This is a genomic window from Serratia sp. JSRIV006, assembly GCF_019968685.1.
Classification (GTDB): Bacteria; Pseudomonadota; Gammaproteobacteria; order Enterobacterales; family Enterobacteriaceae; genus Chania; species Chania fonticola_B.
Genome location: NZ_CP074137.1, coordinates 5,519,899 through 5,539,368, shown reverse-complemented (window position 1 = coordinate 5,539,368; position 19,470 = coordinate 5,519,899). Strand labels below are relative to the sequence as shown.

General features: G+C 56.3%; 15 protein-coding genes. 7 read left to right on the top strand and 8 right to left on the bottom strand.

The genetic code is table 11. The features are described from left to right. Positions 1–122 precede the first annotated feature (122 nt). From metB to metF, 3 genes are all read left to right on the top strand, one after another. Positions 123–1,283, top strand: coding sequence for a cystathionine gamma-synthase (gene metB, locus KGP16_RS25615; RefSeq protein WP_021181896.1), 1,161 nt, complete (start codon positions 123–125; stop codon positions 1,281–1,283). 3 nt (positions 1,284–1,286) lie between these two features. Then, the gene (locus KGP16_RS25610; RefSeq protein WP_021807218.1) at positions 1,287–3,722 is read left to right on the top strand and encodes a bifunctional aspartate kinase/homoserine dehydrogenase II; all 2,436 of its coding nucleotides are present in this window, start codon (positions 1,287–1,289) and stop codon (positions 3,720–3,722) included. A 214-nt stretch (positions 3,723–3,936) separates the two neighbouring features. After that, a complete protein-coding gene (gene metF, locus KGP16_RS25605) occupies positions 3,937–4,836 on the top strand; it encodes a methylenetetrahydrofolate reductase (RefSeq protein WP_021807217.1) in 900 nt (299 codons plus the stop codon). A gap of 36 nt (positions 4,837–4,872) precedes the next feature. Here metF and rihC read toward each other — a convergent pair whose 3' ends face one another. From rihC to argE, 4 genes are all read right to left on the bottom strand, one after another. Next, positions 4,873–5,808 (bottom strand): ribonucleoside hydrolase RihC, encoded by a 936-nt coding sequence (gene rihC / locus KGP16_RS25600; RefSeq protein WP_223500528.1) that lies wholly within the window; start codon positions 5,806–5,808, stop codon positions 4,873–4,875. Between the two features lie 64 nt (positions 5,809–5,872). Next, on the bottom strand, positions 5,873–7,243 hold the full coding sequence (gene dcuC, locus KGP16_RS25595) for a C4-dicarboxylate transporter DcuC (protein ID WP_037376433.1): 1,371 nt from the start codon (positions 7,241–7,243) through the stop codon (positions 5,873–5,875). 331 nt (positions 7,244–7,574) lie between these two features. Continuing rightward, positions 7,575–10,211 carry a phosphoenolpyruvate carboxylase gene (ppc, locus tag KGP16_RS25590; RefSeq protein WP_021807214.1) on the bottom strand — a complete coding sequence of 879 codons (2,637 nt, stop codon included), beginning with the start codon at positions 10,209–10,211 and terminating at the stop codon, positions 7,575–7,577. Positions 10,212–10,526: 315 nt separating this feature from the next. Then, positions 10,527–11,672, bottom strand: a complete 1,146-nt coding sequence (argE, locus tag KGP16_RS25585) for an acetylornithine deacetylase (RefSeq protein WP_037376432.1) — start codon at positions 11,670–11,672, stop codon at positions 10,527–10,529. A 218-nt stretch (positions 11,673–11,890) separates the two neighbouring features. Here argE and argC point away from each other — a divergent pair, with 218 nt between their 5' ends. The 4 genes from argC to argH all read left to right on the top strand — a co-directional run bounded on the left by argC (position 11,891) and on the right by argH (position 16,381). Further along, a complete protein-coding gene (gene argC, locus KGP16_RS25580; protein ID WP_021181907.1) occupies positions 11,891–12,895 on the top strand; it encodes an N-acetyl-gamma-glutamyl-phosphate reductase in 1,005 nt (334 codons plus the stop codon). 20 nt (positions 12,896–12,915) lie between these two features. Continuing rightward, positions 12,916–13,689 carry an acetylglutamate kinase gene (gene argB, locus KGP16_RS25575; RefSeq protein WP_021181908.1) on the top strand — a complete coding sequence of 258 codons (774 nt, stop codon included), beginning with the start codon at positions 12,916–12,918 and terminating at the stop codon, positions 13,687–13,689. 26 nt (positions 13,690–13,715) lie between these two features. Beyond that, positions 13,716–14,933, top strand: coding sequence for an argininosuccinate synthase (locus KGP16_RS25570; protein WP_021181909.1), 1,218 nt, complete (start codon positions 13,716–13,718; stop codon positions 14,931–14,933). Between the two features lie 74 nt (positions 14,934–15,007). Next, the gene (gene argH / locus KGP16_RS25565) at positions 15,008–16,381 is read left to right on the top strand and encodes an argininosuccinate lyase (RefSeq protein ID WP_021807213.1); all 1,374 of its coding nucleotides are present in this window, start codon (positions 15,008–15,010) and stop codon (positions 16,379–16,381) included. 29 nt (positions 16,382–16,410) lie between these two features. On the opposite strand, the gene KGP16_RS25560 is transcribed toward argH, so the two are convergent. The 4 genes from KGP16_RS25560 to KGP16_RS25545 all read right to left on the bottom strand — a co-directional run bounded on the left by KGP16_RS25560 (position 16,411) and on the right by KGP16_RS25545 (position 19,469). Further along, entirely contained in the window at positions 16,411–16,737 is a 327-nt protein-coding gene (locus KGP16_RS25560; protein WP_021807212.1) for a type II toxin-antitoxin system HicB family antitoxin, read from the bottom strand. Continuing rightward, complete coding sequence (locus KGP16_RS25555) at positions 16,724–16,984, bottom strand: hypothetical protein (protein WP_021807211.1); 261 nt, start codon at positions 16,982–16,984, stop codon at positions 16,724–16,726. The genes KGP16_RS25560 and KGP16_RS25555 overlap by 14 nt, the downstream gene beginning before the upstream one ends. A gap of 171 nt (positions 16,985–17,155) precedes the next feature. Further along, a complete protein-coding gene (locus KGP16_RS25550) occupies positions 17,156–18,604 on the bottom strand; it encodes a dihydrolipoyl dehydrogenase (protein ID WP_223500527.1) in 1,449 nt (482 codons plus the stop codon). 133 nt (positions 18,605–18,737) lie between these two features. After that, entirely contained in the window at positions 18,738–19,469 is a 732-nt protein-coding gene (locus tag KGP16_RS25545) for a glutathione peroxidase (RefSeq protein WP_021181914.1), read from the bottom strand. Between the last annotated feature and the right edge of the window lies 1 nt (position 19,470).

Genomic DNA, 19,470 nt, shown 5'->3' with positions numbered 1-19,470 from the left:
TATTGTCCCTTTGCTCAATCTATACGCAAAGAAGTTTAGATGTCCAGATGTATTGACGTCTATATCCGCTGCGGTTAATCTTTAAGCCTCATTCCCCCACTTTCCGAGAGCCGAGCCACCCTATGACGCGTAAACCAGCCACGATTGCCGTACGTAGCGGTCTGAATGATGACGAACAGTACGGCTGCGTCGTTCCGCCGATCCATCTTTCCAGCACCTATAACTTCACCGATTTCAACCAGCCCCGAGCTCATGATTACTCACGCCGTGGTAACCCTACGCGTGATGTCGTGCAGCGTGCGCTGGCAGAATTGGAAGGAGGTGCGGGGGCGGTGATGACCGGGAGCGGGATGTCGGCGATCCATCTGGTGACCACGGTATTTCTCAAACCGGGCGATCTGCTGGTGGCCCCTCATGATTGCTACGGCGGCAGCTACCGCCTGTTCGATAGCCTGAGCAAACGCGGGGCGTATCGGGTGCTGTTTGTCGATCAAGGAAATGAAGCCGCATTGCGCGATGCGTTGGCGCAAAAACCGAAGTTGGTGCTGATCGAAAGCCCAAGCAACCCGCTATTACGCGTGGTGGATATCGCGGCCATCTGTAAAGCTGCCCACGAAGCCGGTGCGCTGACCGTGGTAGACAACACCTTCCTCAGCCCGGCGCTGCAACAGCCGATCGAACTGGGTGCCGATCTGGTCGTCCACTCTTGTACCAAATACCTCAACGGCCACTCCGACGTGGTCGCGGGCGCGGTGATTGCTAAAGATAAAGATCTGGCGGTCGAGCTGGCCTGGTGGGCCAACAATATCGGCGTCACCGGCGCGGCATTCGATAGCTATTTGTTATTGCGGGGGATGCGTACCCTGTCGCCGCGTATCAAGGCTGCACAACATAATGCCGAGGCGATTGTCGGCTATTTACAGCAGCAACCCTTGGTCAAAAAGCTGTATCATCCTTCCTTGCCAGAAAACCCTGGCCATGAGATTGCGTGCCGTCAGCAACGTGGGTTCGGTGCCATGCTCAGCTTTGAACTGGATGGGGATGAAGCGCTGCTGCGCCGTTTCCTGTCTGCTCTGGAGCTGTTTACGCTGGCGGAATCCCTGGGTGGCGTAGAAAGCCTGATCTCACATGCGGCAACCATGACTCACGCCGGTATGGCGCCAGAAGCGCGTGCCGCAGCGGGGATTTCCGAAAGCCTGCTGCGTGTTTCCGTGGGGATTGAAGACAGCGAAGATTTGATTGCCGATCTGGAACAAGCCTTCCAGGCGGCGGCTACGAGGTAAGTCATGAATGCAATTGCGGTAGCAGGGCCGGTTAGCGGGCGTCAACTGCACAAATTTGGCGGCAGCAGCCTGGCAGATGTGAAGTGTTATCTGCGGGTGGCCGGGATCATGGCCGAATACAGCCAGCCGGGTGACATGATGGTGGTGTCGGCGGCGGGGAGCACCACCAACCAACTGATCAGTTGGCTGAAGCTCAGCCAAAGCGATCGTCTTTCCGCGCATCAGGTGCAGCAAACGCTGCGCCGTTACCATAGTGAGCTGATCGGCGGGTTGTTGCCGGCGGAAACGGCGGAACCGCTGATTGCCGAATTTATCCACGATCTTGAGCGCTTGGCAATCCTGCTGGACGGCAAGGTTGATGATGCGGTGTATGCCGAAGTCGTGGGGCACGGTGAAATCTGGTCAGCCCGCCTGATGGCTGCGGTGCTGAACAAGCAGGACATGCAGGCGGCATGGCTGGACGCACGTGATTTCCTGCGTGCCGAACGTGCGGCACAACCGCAGGTTGACGAAGGCCGTTCTTATCCGTTATTGCAGCAACTGCTGGCTCAACATCCCGGCAAACGTCTGGTAGTAACCGGCTTTATTTCGCGTAATGACAGCGGTGAAACCGTGCTGCTGGGGCGCAACGGCAGTGACTATTCCGCCACGCAGGTTGGCGCGTTGGCCGGAGTGGAGCGAGTCACCATCTGGAGCGACGTGGCCGGGGTTTACAGCGCCGATCCGCGCAAAGTGAAAGATGCCTGCCTGCTGCCGCTGTTGCGTCTGGATGAGGCCAGCGAGCTGGCCCGCCTGGCGGCTCCGGTGCTACATACCCGAACCCTGCAGCCGGTGTCTGGCAGCGATATCGATCTGCAACTGCGTTGCAGCTATCAGCCGGAGCAGGGGTCGACCCGTATCGAGCGCGTGCTGGCTTCCGGCACCGGTGCCAAAATTGTCACCAGCCACGATGATGTCTGCCTGATCGAACTCAGCGTTGCGCCGCAGCATGACTTCAAGCTGGCGCAGAAAGAGTTGGATCTGGTGCTCAAGCGCGCGCAGATCAAACCGTTGGCCGTAGGGGTTCATCCTGACCGTAACCTGATCCAGCTGTGCTACACCTCTGAAGTGGTGGGCAGCGTGCTGCGCATTTTGCAGGAGGCTGGGCTACCGGGTGAACTGCAACTGCGTGAAGGGTTGGCGCTGGTAGCGTTGGTGGGCGCGGGCGTGTGCAAAAATCCGCTGCATAGCCATCGTTTCTATCAGCAGTTGAAGGACCAGCCGGTGGAGTTCATCTGGCAGGCCGAGGATGGTATCAGCCTGGTGGCCGTGCTGCGTCAGGGACCGACTGGTCTGCTGATCCAGGGCCTGCACCAAACGCTGTTCCGCGCGGAAAAGCGTATTGGCCTGGTGCTGTTTGGCAAAGGCAATATCGGTTCGCGTTGGCTGGAACTGTTTGCTCGTGAACAGAAGAATATCTCTGCGCGCAGCGGCTTTGAGTTTAGCCTGGCAGGGGTGGTGGATAGCCGTCGCAGCCTGCTCGATTATGACGGATTGGATGCCAGCCGCGCGCTGGCGTTCTTTGAAGATGAAGCGCAGGAACTGGACGAAGAGTCGCTGTTCCTGTGGATGCGGGCGCACCCGTTCGACGATCTGGTGGTGCTCGACGTCACCGCCAGTGGGGAGTTGGCGGAGCAATATCTGGACTTTGCCAGCTATGGTTTCCATGTGATCAGCGCCAACAAGCTGGCGGGGGCCTCATGCAGCGCCAATTACCGCCAGATCCGCGATGCGTTTGCCAAAACGGGCCGCCACTGGCTGTATAACGCCACCGTGGGAGCCGGGTTACCGGTGAACCATACCGTGCGCGATCTGCGCGACAGCGGGGATAGCATCCTTGCGATCAGCGGCATCTTCTCCGGCACGCTTTCCTGGCTGTTTCTGCAGTTTGACGGCACGGTGCCGTTTACCGATCTGGTGGATCAGGCCTGGCAGCAGGGGCTGACGGAACCGGATCCGCGTGTTGACCTGTCAGGACAAGACGTGATGCGTAAGCTGGTGATCCTGGCGCGTGAAGCGGGTTATGACATTGAACCTAACCAGGTGCGTGTGGAGTCACTGGTGCCTGCAGGTGCGGAGCAAGGGTCCATCGACCAGTTCTTCGAGAACGGCGACGCGCTGAATCAGCAAATGCTACAGCGTTTCGAAGCGGCCAACGAAATGGGCCTGGTGCTGCGCCACGTGGCGCGTTTCGATGCTAATGGCAAAGCGCGCGTTGGCGTTGAGGCCGTGCGGCCAGAACACCCGCTGGCTTCGCTGCTGCCCTGTGACAACGTGTTTGCCATCGAGAGCCGCTGGTACCGCGACAACCCGCTGGTGATCCGTGGGCCAGGGGCCGGTCGCGACGTGACGGCTGGAGCCATCCAGTCCGACCTTAACCGCTTGGCACAACTGCTTTAAATCCTCGCTTTAGCCTCGGGGGTGGCGCCGCGCTGCCCCCGTTCAATCCTTCAACATGAAATTCTCTCATCTTGCGTGAGGATTAATCATCGTATCTCCCTCACTTTCCTGTTGACTCTTCAGGCAACATCCGGCATTTTCTATCTAGACGTCTAAACGTATAGACGCTTATTATAACGAAGCAAAACAGTGATCGATAAGAGGCGGACAGGGTATGAGTTTTTATCACGCAAACCAGCGGGAAGCGCTGAATCAGAGTCTGGCAGAGTTAAACGGCCAGATTAACGTGTCGTTCGAGTTCTTCCCGCCGCGCACCAGCGAGATGGAAGATACCTTGTGGCAGTCGATCGATCGCCTGAGCAGCCTCAAACCCAAGTTTGTTTCTGTGACCTACGGTGCCAACTCGGGTGAGCGCGACCGTACCCACAGTATCATCAAGGGGATCAAAGAGCGCACTGGTCTGGAAGCAGCGCCTCACCTGACCTGTATTGATGCCAGCCCGGCGCAGCTGCGTGAGATCGCTACTGATTACTGGAACAGCGGTATCCGCCATATCGTTGCGCTGCGTGGCGATTTACCACCAGGCGGTGGCAAGCCGGAGATGTATGCGACCGATCTGGTCACGCTGCTCAAAGACGTCGGCGACTTTGATATTTCTGTCGCGGCCTACCCGGAAGTGCATCCGGAAGCGAAAAGCGCCCAGTCAGACCTGATCAACCTGAAACGTAAAATCGATGCCGGTGCCAACCGTGCCATCACCCAGTTCTTCTTCGACGTTGAAAGTTATCTGCGTTTTCGTGACCGCTGTGTGACTGCTGGCATCGACGTAGAAATCGTGCCTGGCATTCTGCCAGTGTCCAACTTCAAGCAGCTACAGCGCTTTGCCACCATGACCAACGTGCGGGTGCCAAGCTGGATGACCAGCATGTTTGCCGGGCTGGATGACGATGCGGAAACCCGCAAGATGGTCGGCGCCAATATCGCCATGGATATGGTGAAGATCCTGAGCCGCGAAGGAGTCAAAGATTTCCACTTCTATACGCTCAACCGTGCGGAAATGAGTTACGCCATCTGCCATACCCTGGGCGTGCGCCCCGCTGCAGTGGTGGGCTGATAGATAGCGGTTGCCGTTGCGGCAACCGCGACATCATCAAGGGACGGCCGGGTGCGTGAGCATCTCCACAAACCACTGCCGGAATCCTTCGACATCGATTTCTAGACAGACTTCGGCATTGGCTGGCAGTTTCAAACGGTTGGCCAGATCGACGCAGGTCGTTCCTCTGGTCAGCTCACCTTGCGTTTCTACCGCCACATGGCAGGCCTGAGTGGTAAATAGCTCGGGTTTTGCCAGATAGGCCAGAGCGCATAAATCATGCATTTTCAGCCCACGGCTCATACTCCCACCCCGATAGTGTTGGAACAGGCTATGCAGCATGGCCCCGGTGCGGTTCAGCGTCGGTAAGCTGGCTATCATCTCGGCGGTGAGCGTAGCCCGGTTGGTGACGTCCAGACCGCACATGACAATCGGGATACCGCTGGCAAACACCATGCTGGCGGCCTCGGGATCCACGTAGATATTGAACTCCGCGTTTGGCGTATGGTTGCCACGGCTGGCGGAGCCTCCCATCATGACGATCCGCGCGATGGATGGTTTACATTCCGGGTAGAGCGTGAGCAACAGGGCAATGTTGGTTAACGGGCCAATCGGCACCAAGACTATCGGTTCCTTGCTGGCCAGTAGCAGGTCACGCATCACTTCAACGGCATGACCGTCAACGATCTGCCGTGTCGGCTTTTCAAACTCGTATCCATCCAGGCCGGAGTTGCCGTGAATATGGCTGGCATCCTCCAGTTTACGTACCAGCGGAGCCGCTGCCCCGCGAGCTACGGGCGTTGATGCGCCCAGGAAATGCAGCAGGCGCAGCGCATTGTTGGTGGTTTTATCCACGCTAACGTTGCCAGCTACCGTACTTACCAGGCGCAGGTCGATTTTGGGATGAAACAGCGCGGCAACCAGCGCGACGGCGTCATCAATACCGGGATCGGTATCCAGGATCATGGCAATAGGTGCAGAGCTAGAGGACATAATATCTCCCATACAGAGTTAGTGCTGATGGTCAAAATAGCTGATAGTGCTCATTTGCATCTCCTCAGAACGAATAGCGGATCAGCGTGAAAATCAGGGTGGCGATAAACCCGATCAGCAACGGCACCGAGGTTCTTTTGACCACCTCAATCGGGCTGACTTTGACTACTGATGCCACGATGATCACCACCGCAGAGACTGGCGACATCGCACGGATAAGGTTTGACGTCAGCTGCATCGGCAGGGCAATCATCACCGGATCGACGTGAGCCTGAGTGGCTATCGAAGGAATGAGCTCGATAAAGGAGTAGAACACCGCATTACCGCTACCGCTGATCAGCGTGATCAGCGCGGTCAGGCCAGAGAAGATAAACATCAGGCCGATCCCGGCGTTGTTGACCTCTTTAACCAGCGAGGCCACGGTGCCGATGGCCCCGATGACGGTCAACCCGGCCACCAGGGTGCTGGCAGCCACGATCAACACCACCACCTGCGAGAAGCCTTGCCCCATGCCGGTAAAGAACAGCGACGAGTTTTTCATTTGCTCGCGCAGGTCGCCCTTGCGGATCAGTTCCACAATAAAGGCCAGGGCAAACGAGAACAGGGTAATTTCCACCAGGCCGATTTTTATCTGGCGGAAGAACAGGCCAAATACCACGATCAGGAATAACGGGATCAGCGGGAATATGGCGTAGTAAGCCGGAGGGAGCAGGCTGTTGGTGGCCAATTTACTCTCATCGACGTCGGTAAACGCGGCGGCACCCTGGCGCTTATCCATGTACTTTTGCCAGAAATAGTGCGCGATGCCGATAATGACCAGCACCGGCAGTGAGATAACGGCATGGTGCATAGTGACGTAGTCCACCACGTGTTCGAAACCCAGGATTTTGGCTGCGACCACATTATCGCCACCCAGCGGTGTGGGTACGATGGTGGCAGTGGTGGCAATGACCCCGGCGGCGCTGAGTGAGGACATGTTTGCCACGCGCAGAATGGGGTAAAGCGTAGCCATTAAAATCACGGCGAGTGAGGCGGCGCTGGGAATAATCAACGACAGCAGTGACCCTATCCAGAACACGATCGGTACCAGAATATAGGGGGAGCGGATCTTCGCGATGGGTTTTGACATGATTTTAACAGCGACATCGTTTGCGCCAATGTGCGACATATAAGCGGAAAAGCCGAACAGCACCATGATGATGATGCCTGCCCGGCTAAACTGCTTGATGAAATCCAGCTCGATTTGTTTTAACGGATCCAACCAGACGGTGCCCGTCCCCGTTCCGGCGCTCAAAATCGGCAAGCCCAAGGTGGCTGCCGCCAACATGAGTACGATCCCTGAGCTAAACAACACCAGCTTGGTGTCGTAATTCTTGGCAATGGCGTAACCGGCCACGACGAGTACTGCCAAGCTGATTATTAGTGCTACATCCATTTACTTTCCCTGTCATTATCAATCTTCATGATAAATATCTTTCTGTGGGGATATTTTCAAGAAGGTAAGGTCTTTGGCTATTACCAGTAACGAATAGTACCGGTAATTTTGATGTTAACTGCATTATTGGACCACAAGTTCAGCATAATCAATGCAAAAGGTGTGGTCAAACTGAGCATGGACTCAGAATGAGTGTCAGCAATGATAGTCTTGATAACCCGTAGCGAGTGACCGCTGGGGCAAAATATGCAGATTGGGAACGGGGGATCGCCGGGGGAAAATAAGCACCGACGCCGATCGCATCGGTGCTTGCTGCAAAGATGAAGCAATATTAGCCGGTGTTGCGCATCCCGGCTGCCACGCCAGCAATAGTGACCATCAGCGCCTGCTCAACGCGGGCATCCGGATGCTCCTGCTGGCGCGAACGGTGCAGCAGCTCGGCCTGCAACACGTTCAGCGGGTCGGTGTAGACGTTGCGCAACGCGATAGATTCAGCGATCCACGGCAGGTCTTCCATCAGATGGTCGTCGTTGGCAATGGTCAGCACCGTCTTGATATCGCTGGCCAATTGATCACGCAACTGTTGGCCGAGCGGCCACAGGGACTTGTCTACCAGACGCTGATCGTAGTATTCGGCCAGCCACAGGTCGGCTTTGGCGTATACCATCTCCAGCATTGCGATACGGGTAGAGAAGAACGGCCAGTTGTGGCACATGGCTTCCAACTGGTCCTGCTTGCCAGCCTTCACCGCTTCCTGCAGGCCAGCACCGGCACCCAGCCAGGCTGGCAGCATCAGGCGGTTCTGAGTCCAGGCGAAGATCCAAGGAATGGCACGCAGGCTTTCAACACCGCCGTTCGGGCGGCGTTTGGCCGGGCGTGAACCCAATGGCAGTTTCCCCAGTTCCTGCTCTGGCGTAGCGGCGCGGAAGTAAGGCACAAACTCAGGGTTTTCACGCACGTAACCGCGATACATGTTGCACGAGGTTTCGGACAGTTCATCCATCAGCGTGCGCCATTCTGGCTTAGGCTCCGGCGGTGGCAACAGGTTGGCTTCCAACACCGCACCGGCGTACAGCGCCAGGCTGCTGATGGTGACTTCTGGCAGACCGAATTTAAAGCGGATCATCTCGCCCTGTTCGGTCACGCGCAGGCCACCTTTCAGGCTGCCTGGTGGTTGGGACAGCAGAGCGGCGTGCGCAGGTGCGCCACCACGGCCAATGGAACCACCACGGCCATGGAACAGCGTCAGTGCTACTCCGGCCTTCTCACAGGTTTTGATCAGTGCGTCCTGTGCACGGTATTGCGCCCAGGAGGCCGCCATCACGCCAGCATCTTTTGCCGAGTCGGAATAGCCGATCATGACCATCTGTTTGCCCTGAATAAAACCGCGATACCAGTCGATGTTCAGCAACTGGGTCATCACGTCTTCGGCGTTGTTCAGATCGTCGAGGGTTTCGAACAGCGGGGCTACCGGTAGCGCGAATGGGCAACCAGTCTCCTTTAACAACAGGTGCACGGCCAAGACGTCGGACGGGGTACGTGCCATGGAAATGACGTAGGCGGCGATCGAACCTTGTGGCGCTTCGGCGACTACCTTGCAGGTTTCCAGCACTTCCTGAGTGTCTGCACTCGGCTCCCACTTCAGTGGCACCAGCGGACGCTTGGAGTTCAGCTCACGGATCAGGAATGCCTGTTTGTCGGCTTCTGACCAGCTCTCATAATCCCCCAGGCCCAGATAACGGGTCAGTTCGGCAATGGCTTCGGTATGGCGGGTGCTTTCCTGGCGCACGTCGATACGCACCAGCGGCACGCCAAAGCAGCGCACGCGGCGCAGCGTGTCCAGCAGTTGGCCGTTGGCGATAATGCTCATGCCACAGGCCACCAAAGATTGGTAGCAGGCATACAGCGGTTCCCACAGCTGTTCGTTATGTTCCAGCAGATCGTGCGGACGCAGCACGCGTTCACCCTTCAGGCGGCCTTCAAGGTAGGCCTGGGAGCTCATCAGCTGGCTGCGCAGTTGCTTCATCAATTCGCGATAAGGTTCTTGAACTTCGTCACCACCGGCCAATGCCCGCAGTTCCGGGGTACATTCGGTCATCGACAGTTCGGAAACCAGCACCTGAATATCACGGGTGAACAGATCGCAGGCCTTCCAGCGGCTCAGCAACAGCACGTGACGGGTGATTTCGGCGGTCACGTTCGGGTTGCCGTCGCGGTCGCCACCCATCCAGGAGGTGAAGCGGATAGGCACGGCTTCTACCGGCAGGCGGTAATCGATAGAGTTTTCCAGCTGTTCGTTGAACTCGCGCAGGAAAGCCGGTACGCCTTCCCACAGGCTGTTTTCCACCACGGCAAAGCCCCATTTGGCTTCATCAACCGGGGATGGGCGATTCTTGCGGATCTCGTCGGTATGCCAGGATTGCGCGACCAACTGGCGCAGACGGCGCATGATTTTATTGCGCTCGTAGTCGGCCAGATCGTTATGGTCCAGCTGGCTCAGGCAGGTGTTCACCTCAACCAGCTTGTGGATCAGGGTGCGGCGGGTGATTTCCGTTGGGTGAGCGGTCAGGACCAGCTCGATGGAAAGATCGTCCACCGCTTTTTGCAGCTGTTTGTTATCCAGCTTGTTGTCTTTCAGCTTGGTAAACAACTGCGCCAAGGCTTCCGGGTTGCTGGCCGCTTCGCCGTGCGGCGAGATGCTGTGGTATTGCTCGGCAACGTTGGTCAGGTTGAGGAATTGGCTGAAGGCGCGGGCAACGGGCAGCAGCTCATCGTTAGACAGGTTCTGCAGCGTAGAGAGCAGCTCCTGACGATGCGCCTCGTTACCGGCACGTGAAGATTTGGAAAGCTTACGGATAGTTTCAACGCGATCGAGAATATGCTCGCCCAGCGCTTCTTTAATGGTATCGCCTAGCAGTTTGCCGAGCATACTGACATTACTTCGCATTGCCGAATATTGTTCGTTCATATAATCCCTGACCCAGTTCTTTGCATACTTATCATCCTCCGATTGCAGCGTTTTTCACCACTACCTGAACACGATGAGTACGTGATTTTTCATCTTGTAAGTAAATTTCACGTGCCGTCGCAACCTGCCGGTTTTAGCCGATCACGTGCCTGTCCAATCATCAATTGACACTATTTTTAGCAAAAAAACATCAAATTCGGCGTATTTTCTGAAATTTAATTACGCGCTGTCGGTTATCAGTCTGGCTTATCGGCGTAAATTGCTACGTCTTAAGAGGTAGGGGATGGTAACCCATTCCCCTGTTGTTATTAAGGTTTATTGCCGGCAGAAATGGTCGACCAACTGACCCAGCAGCTTACGCGTTGGCTCAATAAACGCGGTATCCAGATATTCATCCGGCTGATGCGCCTGGTTGATCGAACCTGGGCCGAGCACCAGCGTTGGGCATACTTCCTGGACGAACGGTGCTTCGGTGCAGTAATTGACCACTTCGGTGCGTGAACCCAGCAGTTTTTCAATCACCGCCACCATGTGATGGTCGGTTGGGCATTCGTAGCCAGGGATCGGCGGATGCAACTCATCGATCGTCAAGCGGCCAGGCCAACGTTGGCTTACCGGCGCCAGCGCTTCGTGCAGGAGTTCGTTGATGTTATCCAACGTCATCCCCGGCAATGGGCGAATATCCATATGCAGTTCACAGCAGGCACAGATACGGTTGGCCGCATCGCCGCCGCTGATATGGCCAAAGTTCATGGTTGGGTAAGGCACAGCAAACGCCGGGTTGTTGTAGCGCTCCTGTAGCGTTTTGCGCAATGCCATCAGATGCCCAATGGACTCATGCATCAGATCGATGGCATTGACGCCGCGCGCCGGATCGCTCGAATGGCCCGACTGGCCAACGATGCGGATCGCACTTGAGATATGGCCTTTGTGCGCGCGCACCGGTTGCAGCGAGGTTGGCTCGCCGATGATGGCAAAGTCCGGGCGGATTTTGCTGGAGGCAGCAAAGTAACGTGCACCAGCCATCGTCGTTTCTTCATCAGCGGTGGCTAAAATGTACAGCGGCTTGGTCAGCTTGCTGGCATCGATATCGCGTACCGCATCGAGGATAAAGGCGAAAAAACCCTTCATGTCGGCGGTACCCAGCCCGTACAGCTTGTTGTCGTGCTCGGTCAGGGTAAAGGGATCTCGCGTCCAGCGCCCCTGATCGTAAGGCACCGTGTCGGTATGGCCCGCCAGCAGCAGGCCGCCGCTGCCTTCGCCGAGGCTCGCCAGCAGGTTGAATTTGTTGCGGGTGTCCGGCACGGGCTGCACGTCGACGCGGAAGCCCAAATCGTTGAACCAGCCGGCCAGCAAGTTGATTAATGCTTCATTACTCTGATCGAGGGCGCCATCGGTGGCGCTGATCGACGGAGTGGCGATCAACGCCCGGTACAGCTCAATAAATGGAGGTAATTTCATCTTCACTGTTGACAGCCTTTGGTTAGGATAGTATCAATATTCATGCATTTATTTTGAATAAAAATACAGTAAGCTAGAGCGTAAGGGAACCTGTAACCCGGATGTTGATAAAAACATCACGCTCAACCACGTGGGTGAACCGCGCAACAACGCGACCAAGCCCTGCTACCAGGGTCGCCGTGACTCTTAGATTGCTAGCCAAGAAGGTGAAAGGCCACATGTTGAATACGCTGATTGTTGGTGCCAGCGGTTATGCCGGAGCAGAGCTCACGGCTTACCTGAATCGCCACCCACACATGAACATAACCGCTTTAGCGGTTTCAGCGCAAAGTGCAGATGCAGGAAAATTGCTTTCCGAGCTGCACCCTCAATTAAAAGGCATCGTCGATCTGCCATTACAACCGCTGGTTGACGTTGCCGCAGCGGCCAAAGGCATCGACGTTGTTTTCCTCGCGACCGCCCATGAGGTGAGCCACGACATCGCGCCAGCATTCCTGGCCGCCGGTTGCGTGGTGTTCGATCTCTCCGGCGCCTTCCGCGTACAGGATGCGGATTTTTATCAGCAGTATTATGGTTTTACACACCAGCATGCCGACTGGCTGGCGCAGGCGGTTTACGGCCTGGCAGAGTGGCAGAGCGAAAAACTCAAGCAGGCGCAGCTGATTGCCGTGCCGGGCTGCTACCCAACGGCAGCGCAGCTGGCACTCAAACCGCTGCTCGACAAGCAATTGCTGAACCTGGCTCAATGGCCAGTGATCAACGCCGTCAGTGGCGTGAGCGGTGCAGGGCGTAAAGCCAGCGTCACGACCAGTTTCTGTGAAGTCAGCCTGCAACCTTACGGCCTGTTCAATCACCGTCATCAGCCAGAAATCTCTGCTCATCTCGGGGTGCCTGTCATCTTTACGCCACATCTGGGTAACTTCCCACGGGGTATTCTGGAAACCATCACCTGCCGCCTGAACAAGGGCGTCACCGCGCAGGACGTGGCGGCGGCTTACCATGCGGCTTACGATGATAAACCGCTGGTACGGCTGTACGACCAAGGGGTGCCAGCACTGAAATCCGTGGTGGGCCTGCCGTTCTGTGATATCGGTTTTGCCGTTCAGGGCGAGCATCTGATCGTCGTAGCTGCAGAAGATAACCTGTTGAAAGGTGCGGCGGCCCAGGCGGTGCAGTGTCTGAATATCCGTTTCGGCTTCCCGGAAACCCAATCCTTACTTTAAATCAGCGTGAGTAAACAGCAATGAATCCATTGATTATCAAACTAGGTGGCGTGCTACTGGACAGTGAAGAAGCGCTGGAGCGTTTGTTTACCGCGCTGGATGTCTATCGCCAGGAACATCAGCGCCCGCTGGTGATCGTTCACGGCGGCGGCTGCGTGGTAGATGAGCTGATGAAACAGCTCTCCCTGCCGGTAGTGAAGAAGAACGGCCTGCGTGTCACTCCAGCCGATCAGATCGATATCATCACCGGCGCGCTGGCAGGAACGGCCAATAAAACCCTGCTGGCCTGGGCGGTGAAGCACAAAATTAATGCCGTTGGTCTGAGCCTGGCAGACGGTGGCAGCGTTGCGGTTACGCAGCTGGATCCAGCGTTGGGCCACGTAGGCCATGCAGTTCCAGGAACACCTGCGCTGCTCAATACCTTGTTAGGCGCTGGCTACCTGCCGGTGGTCAGCTCCATCGGCATCACTGCCGAGGGGCAACTGATGAACGTGAACGCCGATCAGGCAGCGACGGCCCTGGCCGCCACGCTGGGGGCGGATTTAATCCTGCTGTCGGATGTCAGCGGTATTCTCGACGGCAAAGGGCAGCGCATCGCGGAAATGACAGCACAAAAAGCCGAGCAACTGATTGCTCAAGGCATCATTACCGATGGTATGGTGGTGAAGGTCAATGCAGCGCTGGATGCTGCACGTACCCTTGGCCGCCCGGTAGATATCGCCAGCTGGCGTAATGCCGAAAAGCTCCCTGCTCTGTTTAATGGTGTGTCGATTGGCACCCGGATCCTCGCTTAAATTTAGAATTAAAAAGGAATAACACAATGCAAAACAAAGGCATCAAGAAAATCGTTCTGGCGTACTCCGGCGGTCTGGATACTTCGGCCATCATTCCATGGCTGAAAGAGAACTACGGCGGCTGTGAAGTGGTAGCCTTCGTGGCGGACATCGGCCAGGAGCGCGGCGATCTGGAAGGCGTTGAGCAGAAAGCTCTGCAATCCGGTGCCTCTGAGTGTCATGTTGTCGATCTACGTGAAGAGTTTATCCGTGACTACGTTTATCCGGTGCTGCAGACCGGCGCACTGTACGAAGGCAGCTACCTGCTGGGGACTTCAATGGCGCGTCCGATCATTGCCAAGGCTCAGGTTGAGCTGGCACTGAAAGTGGGTGCTGATGCGCTGTGTCACGGGGCTACTGGTAAAGGCAACGATCAGGTGCGTTTCGAAACCACCTATACCGCATTGGCTCCACACCTGAAGGTCGTCGCGCCTTGGCGTGAGTGGAACCTGCGTTCCCGTGAAGCACTGCTGGATTACCTGAAAGAGCGTAATATCCCAACCACCGCTTCGCTGGAGAAGATCTACAGCCGTGACGAAAACGCCTGGCACATCTCTACCGAAGGCGGCGTGCTGGAAAGCCCGTGGAATGCGCCAAACAAAGATTGCTGGGTCTGGACTGTCGATCCGTTGGAAGCACCGGACAAGCCAGAACAAGTGACCGTGACCGTTGAGAAAGGCTGTGTAGTGGCCGTTAACGGTGAAGCCATGAGCCCGTACAAGTGCCTGGAAGCCCTGAACGTGTTGGGTGCCAAACATGGCGTGGGCCGTATCGATATCGTGGAAAACCGCCTGGTAGGCATCAAATCCCGTGGTTGCTATGAAACCCCAGGAGGCACCATTATGGTTGCCGCGCTGCGCGGGATCGAGCAGTTGGTACTGGATCGTGATAGCTTTAAATGGCGTGAGCAGTTGGGCCTGGAAATGTCCTATGTGGTCTACGATGGCCGCTGGTTTGCTCCGCTACGTCGTTCCATTCAGGCTTCAGCACAAGCGCTGGCGGAAGAAGTTAACGGCGAAGTGGTATTGCAGCTGTATAAAGGCCAGGTGACGGCGATCCAGAAGAAATCGGCCAACAGCCTGTACTCAGAAGAATTTGCGACCTTTGGCGAAGACGAAGTTTACGATCACAGCCATGCGGGTGGCTTTATCCGTCTGTTCTCGCTCTCTTCCCGTATTCGCGCGTTGAACGAGAAGAAAAAGTAACGTTGTTGGTTTAGCGTCAATTAGAGGGGCGCAGCATGCTGCGCCCTTTCGCATACTTATTCAGGAGCAAGATTATGGCACTTTGGGGCGGACGGTTTAGTCAGGCAGCGGATCAGCGGTTCAAACAGTTAAATGATTCCCTGCGCTTTGACTATCGCCTGGCGGAACAGGATATTGTGGGCTCCGTCGCCTGGTCAAAAGCGCTGGTGACCGTCAACGTACTGACGTCAGCAGAGCAACAGCAGCTTGAGCAGGCACTGAACGTGCTGCTGGAAGAAGTGCAGGCCGATCCTCTGGCGATCGTTAACAGCGACGCAGAAGATATTCACAGCTGGGTCGAGCAGAAGCTGATCGAGAAAGTCGGCGATCTGGGCAAAAAGCTGCATACCGGCCGCAGCCGTAACGATCAGGTGGCCACCGATCTGAAACTGTGGTGCAAACATCAGGTTAGTGAACTGCTTCAGGCATTGATACAGCTGCAACAGGCGCTGGTGGAAACCGCCGAAGCCAATCAGGATGCGGTGATGCCGGGTTATACCCACCTGCAGCGCGCCCAGCCGGTGACTTTTGCCCACTGGTGCCTCGCTTACGTTGAGATGCTGGCGCGTGATGAAAGCCGCCTGCAGGATACGTTGAAACGCCTGGACGTCAGCCCGCTGGGTAGCGGTGCCTTGGCCGGAACCGCTTATCCTATCGACCGTGAACAACTGGCTGGCTGGTTGGGCTTTGCCTCTGCTACGCGCAACAGTCTGGACAGCGTCTCCGATCGTGACCACGTGCTGGAACTGCTGTCCAATGCGGCCATCAGCATGGTGCACCTGTCGCGCTTTGCCGAAGACCTGATCTTCTTCAACAGCGGCGAAGCGGCGTTTGTCGAGCTTTCGGATCGCGTGACCTCTGGCTCATCCCTGATGCCGCAGAAGAAAAACCCGGATGCGCTAGAGCTGATCCGTGGCAAGTCTGGCCGCGTGCAAGGGGCTTTGACCGGCATGATGATGACGTTGAAAGGCCTGCCGTTGGCCTACAACAAAGACATGCAGGAAGACAAAGAAGGGCTGTTCGACGCGCTCGACACCTGGATGGATTGCCTGCAGATGGCGGCGTTGGTGCTGGACGGCATTCAGGTGAAGCGCCCGCGTTGCCAGGAAGCGGCACAGCAAGGTTATGCTAACGCCACTGAGCTGGCCGACTATCTGGTTGCCAAAGGCGTGCCGTTCCGCGAAGCGCACCACATTGTGGGTGAAGCGGTAGTGGAAGCGATCCGCCAGGGCAAACCGTTGGAAGACCTGCCGTTGAGCGATTTGCAGAAATTCAACAGCGTGATTGGTGACGATGTTTATCCGATCCTGTCGCTGCAATCTTGCCTGGATAAGCGTGCGGCCAAGGGCGGCGTTTCTCCTCAGCAGGTTGCCTATGCAATCGCCGAGGCGAAAAAACGCCTGTTCTAAGCTACGCCGAGGGCAGCGCAATGCTGCCCTTATCCTGCCAACCGGGCGCACAAATAGCGGTTCAGGCTAACGCCTTCATCCATAGCATTAATCGCCAGGCGGCGATGCTGTTCCGGGGTCATCCGCAGCACCAGTTTCCCACTGAAATTTTTCTCTGCCAGTGCCTCTGGCGGCGTTTCACCTTGGGAAAGCATATCGGCAATCACATCGCGGACCAGCTTTTCAATGCCGTCCAGCGCTGCGGTGCGGGTAGGTGCCAGCCATGACAGAGAAGGAAACTCCGTACAGAGGCCGACATACTCGCTATCCTCCGTTGACCAGGTGATGCGGTAAGTGTAGTGCTCATGTTTTTCCATTTTCTTCCTCCAGTTTGATCAGCGCGCTGATCACCTGTTTGACCTGATATACCTTTGCCATGCCGCTATCTGCACGTTGGATATTCACGCGTGGATCCCCCGGCCAAGGCATTTTGTAAACCTTGTGACTGCCACCGTTCAAGCGGGGTGGGCCAAACCAGTAGGTGCAGATCTTTACTAATGTGTTGAATTTGATATTGGCTTGCCGCTGTTGCAGATCGTCAATGGTTTCTCTGAGTCCTTTCATTTAGCTGTCCCATATTAGTATCAATATTAGTATCATTTCAAGGTGAGGGAGCATAAAAATGACGCTAAAACCAAAACTCGGCAAGCAAGGAGATTCAAGGTTGGAATGCCATACGCAAAAAAACCGGGCGCGAAGGCCCGGTGGATGGTGACTGATAGCAGAGATAAAGGCTTATTCGCCAGGGCAACGCTGGCAGCGTTCGGCCTCAGACTCACCCAGCTTCAGCTTGGCTTGCAGATCGCGTAGCGCGGTTCGCAACCCTTCTTCGATCACCGGATGATAGAACGGCATATCCAGCATTTGGTCGATGGTCATCTGCTGCTGATGTGCCCAGGCCAGCAGATGGGCGATATGCTCCACGTCTGGCCCCATCATCTCTGCCCCCAGGAAGCGGCCAGTCCCTTGCTCGCCATAGACGTGCAAGATGCCTTTATTGCGTAGCATCACCCGGGAACGGCCCTGGTTTTCGAAGGATACGGCACCCACTTCAAAACAGCCGCAGGCGCTGAATTTCTGGTTCAGTTCACGGAAGGTTGAGCCGACCATGGCAATTTGCGGGTCTGAAAACACCACGGAAATCGCACTGCGACGTAACCCTGGCGTTACTTCTGGGAAGCTGCCCGCGTTGTGCCCGGCAATACGAGCCTGATCGCTGGCTTCGTGGAGCAGTGGCAATTGGTTGCTGGCATCGCCGGCGATGAAAATATGCGGCACGCTGGTTTGCATGGTTAAGCGATCGGCCTGTGGTACGCCTTTGGCATCCAGCACCAGGGTGGTATTTTCCAACCCCAGCTTGTCGACGTTCGGGCGGCGGCCGGTGGCGGCCAGCACGTAATCCACCATCATTTCCTGCGGTTGACCGTGCAGATCCTGGTAGCGGATAAACACTTTGTCGCCTTCACGCTGCATGATGTCTACTTTGACATCTGGGTCGAGATAGAACTCTTCACCCAGCGTTTTAGCGGCATATTCCCGTACTATGCTGTCGGTCAGCGGGCCAACCGCGCCACCAACGCCGAACACTTTCGTGGTAACGCCAAGGCGATGCAGCGCCTGGCCCAGTTCCAATCCGATCACCCCTGGGCCAAATACCGCTACGGACTGCGGCAAATCATCCCAGTTAAACACATCGTCATTGACGATCAGGCGGTCGCCAAGGTCGTTCCACGGCGCAGGCCAGCTAGGGCGGGAACCGGTGGCAATCACGATACGCTGCGCGACGATGCGCGTATGCTCGTCAACCTGCAGGGTGTTGTCGTCAATGAAGCGGGCATAGCCCTGAATTTTATCTGCGGCCGGGATGCTATCGACCCCTTCCAGTACAAAACCGACGAAGCGATCGCGCTCGCGTTTGACGCGATCCATCACTTCACGGCCATTAATGGTGGTTTTTCCCGCAGGATGGATGCCAAACCCTGGAGCACGTTCGATCTGATGCACCGCTTCTGCCGCAGCAATCAGCAATTTGGAAGGCATACAGCCAACGCGGGCACAGGTAGTGCCAAAAGGTCCGCCCTCAATCATCACCACGCTCGGGGTAGAAAGTTTTGCTGCGCGGTAAGCGCCTAGTCCGGCTGTGCCGCCGCCAATAACGGCGACGTCGACATTCAACAGTTTCATATCCGCTCCTGAAGGGAATAAAAAAAGGGCGGGTTAGCACCCGCCAAAGGTCACATTACTTCTATTCCGCTAGGTTTTTCAGGCGACAGATTGTTGAACCGTGCCTGAGACCCATCGGGTTTATTTTTATCATTCAGGCTGACAGGAAGTTTTCCAGATCGTCGCTACCACCGATGTGGCGACCACCGATAAACACCTGTGGCACGGTAGCGCGGCCGCTGACAGCGCGCAGGCTGACCGTGGTCGCGTCTTGGCCCAACACGATTTCTTCATATTGGATCCCGCGCTCTTGCAGCATTTGTTTGGCTTTGGCGCAGAACGGGCAGCCCGGCTTGGTAAACAGGGAGACCGATTCCTGCACTTGGAATTCCGGTGCCAGGTACTTCAGCATGGTATCGGCGTCAGAGACTTCAAACGGGTCGCCCGGCTTGTTTGGCTCGACGAACATTTTTTCTACCACGCCGTTACGCACCAGCATGGAGTAGCGCCATGAACGTGGGCCAAAGCCCAGATCGGCTTTCTCAACCAGCATGTTCATGCCCTTGGTGAACTCACCGTTGCCGTCCGGCACGAAGGTAATATTTTCGGCGTGTTGATCGGCTTTCCAGGCGTTCATCACAAAGGTGTCGTTCACCGAGACGCACAGGATGCTGTCAACGCCGTGTTGCTTGAACACGCTGGACAGTTCGTTATAGCGCGGCAAATGGCTTGATGAGCAGGTTGGGGTGAACGCGCCCGGCAAGGAGAACACGATCACGGTTTTGTCTTTGAACAGGTCATCAGTGGTCACGTCAATCCATTGGTCGCCCTGGCGAGTATGGAAGGTAACCTGAGGGACTTTTTTGCCTTCTTGACTGGTAAACATG